Origin of the sequence: Streptomyces sp. DvalAA-14 (genome assembly GCF_900091855.1) — a bacterium.
In the GTDB taxonomy this organism is placed as follows: Bacteria; Actinomycetota; Actinomycetes; order Streptomycetales; family Streptomycetaceae; genus Actinacidiphila.
In genome coordinates, this window is the sequence record NZ_FMCH01000148.1 from 1 (window position 1) to 3065 (window position 3065).

2 protein-coding genes are annotated in these 3065 nt (G+C 70.0%); both read left to right on the forward strand.

Annotated features, from left to right (window positions below):
- The first annotated feature begins 333 nt into the window (after positions 1-333).
- Positions 334-1581, forward strand: a complete 1248-nt coding sequence (locus tag GA0115240_RS07095; protein WP_093735805.1) for an FUSC family protein — start codon at positions 334-336, stop codon at positions 1579-1581.
- Between the two features lie 287 nt (positions 1582-1868).
- A partial coding sequence (locus GA0115240_RS07100; RefSeq protein WP_176725001.1) for a discoidin domain-containing protein occupies positions 1869-3065 on the forward strand: 1197 nt, incomplete at its 3' end.

Consider the following 3065-nt stretch of genomic DNA (forward strand, 5'->3'; position numbering starts at 1 on the left):
GGCCGGGTGTCCCGCGCCAGGCCCGGCCGGGTGTCCGGTCGGTCCCGGGGTGCGGCCTGGGTGCGGTCGGTGCGGCATGCGCGGCTCCGGAGGTTGGCGTGGCGCACAAAACGACGGGAATCGGTGGTATCGGAGGAAAACAACCACATCACAGCGTCGCAGAGCGGGCGTGTCAACGACCGTCGCGGGTGTTCGCGGGTGAACGTGTGAATCCGCCGGGACGCGCCGCGCCACCCGGCTGTCCGGCGTAGATCGACTTTAGGCTGTGCCGGTGTGCCGCAGCCCACGGTGCGCCGCCGCGGTCGGACAGCCGAGAACGGGAAAGGGCATGAGATGCCCGACGTACCAGAACCCATGGTCAAGCTGGTCCGGTGGACCACCGAGCCGGCCGGAGCCCAGATCGCCCGGTCCACCGCCGCCTCCGTCATCGCCTTCCAGGTCGCGGTCTGGCTCACCCCCCAGCCGGCCCCGCTGACCGCGCCGCTGACCGCCCTGCTGGTGGTCCAGGTCACCCTCTACTCCACCCTCACCACCGGCGTCCGCCGGGTGAACGCGGTGGTGGTCGGGGTGCTGATCGCCACCATCTTCAGCTCCCTGGTGGGACTGAGCTGGTGGAGCCTCGGGGCGATCATCTTCACCTCGCTGGTGGTCGGGCGGGTCGTGCGGGTCGGCGAGTTCACCGTCGAGGTGGCGATCAGCGCGATGCTGGTGCTCGGGGTGAGCCGGGTGGCCGTCAGCGCGGCGGTGGACCGGGTCGACGAGACCCTGATCGGCGCCGGGGTCGGGCTGCTGTTCAACCTGGTCTTCGCACCGCCGGTGTGGGTGCAGCCCGCCGGGGACTCCATCGACTCGCTGGCGCGCCGGATGGCCCGGCTGTTCCGCGACCTCGGCGGCGAGATCGCCGGCCATCTGCCGGTCGAGGAGGCGGCGCAGCGGCTGTACGAGGCGCGCCGGGTGGACCACGCCATCTCGGAGGTCGACGCCTCGCTGCGGCAGGCCGAGGACAGTCTGCGCTGGAACCCCCGGGTACGGGAGGGGGTGCTGTCCCGGATCGTGCTGCGCACCGGGCTTGACACGCTGGAAATCTGCGCGGTGGTGCTGCGGGTGCTGTCCCGTACCCTCACCGACCTGGCCAAGAAGCGTACCGAGGAGTCGCTCTTCCCCGAAGAGCTGGCCCAGGAGCTGGAAGAGCTGTTCGAGAACGTGGCGATCGCGATCCGGGCCTTCGCCGAGCTGATCACCACTCAGGTGGCCGCGAACGCCGAGGAGGCGGAGGAGCGGCTGGGCCGGGCGCTGGACGCCAGTCTGGAGAGCCGGAACCTGGTCGCCGCCCTCCTGCTGGCCGGAGTCCAGGAGCACCCCCGGCAATGGCAGCTGCACGGCGCGCTGCTGGCCGAGGTGGACCGGATCCTGGACGAACTCGCGGTGGACAAGCGGGCCGAGCGGCTGGTGGAGGAGCTGGACCGGCAGTCCCGGGAGATGCGCGAGCGCCATCCCCGCTTCCACATGCTGCAGCGCCGGCTGACCGGCGGCCGCGTCCACCGGCGGGGCGCGAGCCCGGCCCGGGACGCCTTCAAGTAGTCCCCGGGCGCCCGGCCCGGCACCGTTTTGCGCCGCCGCGAGCAGATCGCGCCGGTCGGTGCGCGGGACACTCCGACTTCCTTTGCCAGGACCTGAATCGTTGCCTTCCGAGGCGTAGACGCCGCCGTAGCGCGTCTGTAACACTCTGCCAACACGCGCGCAAATTATGAGCAGAAGAGCGATGGAACCGTATGGGAAGAGCGCAACTTCATCGGCTCAGCCCGCACGTTCCAGATTGTCGAGCAGTTCGTCTCCTGATCCTCCGGACAACGACATAGAGGGACGCTATGAGATTGAAGCGCTCCGTACCACGGCTGACGGCGGGGGTGATCGCGGCCAGTCTGCTGTTCTTCGGCGGGCAGGTCGTACCCGCCATGGCCGCGGGGGGACCGAATCTGGCGACCGACAGGGCGGTCTCGGCCAGTAGCACCGACGGCAGCAACACCGCTGCCCACCTCAACGACGGCGACCAGAACTCCTACTGGCAGAGCAAGAGCGGCAGCCTGCCGCAGTGGGCGCAGGTGGACCTGGGCAAGGTCACCCGCATCGACCAGGTGCAGCTCAAGGTGCCGGCCGGCTGGAGTGCCCGTACCGAGACGCTCTCGCTCCAGGCGAGCACGGACGGCACGAGCTTCGAGACCCTCACCAGCTCGGCGAAGTACGCGTTCAAGCCGTCGTCGGGCAATACGGTCAAGATCTCCTTCCCGGCCTACCAGGCCCGGTTCGTGCGGGCCGACGTGACCGCCAACTCCGGCGCCAGGACCGCGCAGCTGTCCGAGCTGACCGTCCAGGCGGCCGCCGCCTCGACCGTCAACCTGGCGCTGAACCACCCGACCCTGGACTCCGGCCACGCCGACGTCTACACCTCGGGCAACGCCGTGGACGGCAACGCCAACACCTACTGGGAGAGCGCCAACAACGCCTTCCCGCAGACCCTCCGTGTCGACCTCGGCAGCGCCGTGCCGGTCAACCAGGTCGTCCTGAAGCTCCCGCCGGCCACCGCGTGGGCGAGCAGGACGCAGACGCTCGCCGTCCAGGGCAGCACCGACGGGAACACCTTCTCGGACCTGGTGGCCTCGAAGGGCTACGTCTTCGACCCGTCGACCGGCAACACGGTGACGATCTCCTTCAACTCGGCCACCGCCCGGTACGTCCGGCTCAACATCACCGGCAACACGGGCTGGCCGGCCGGCCAGATATCCGAGTTCGAGGTGTACGGGCCGACCACCGGCGACACCACCGCGCCGAGCGCCCCAGCCAACCTGGCGTACACCCAGCCGGCGTCCGGCCAGGTCAAGCTGACCTGGAGCGCGGCGACCGACAACGTGGGCGTCACGGGCTACGACATCTACGCCAACGGGGTGCTGCGCACCTCGGTGGCCGGCACTGTGCTGACGTACACCGACAGCCAGCCGGACACCGCGACCGTCACCTACACCGTCAAGGCGAAGGACGCGGCGGGCAACCAGTCGGCGGCCAGCAAC

Excerpts from the sequence above, each read along its gene's own strand:
- GA0115240_RS07095 (WP_093735805.1), top strand. The coding sequence starts at position 334 with ATGCCCGACGTACCAGAACCCATGGTCAAGCTGGTCCGGTGGACCACC.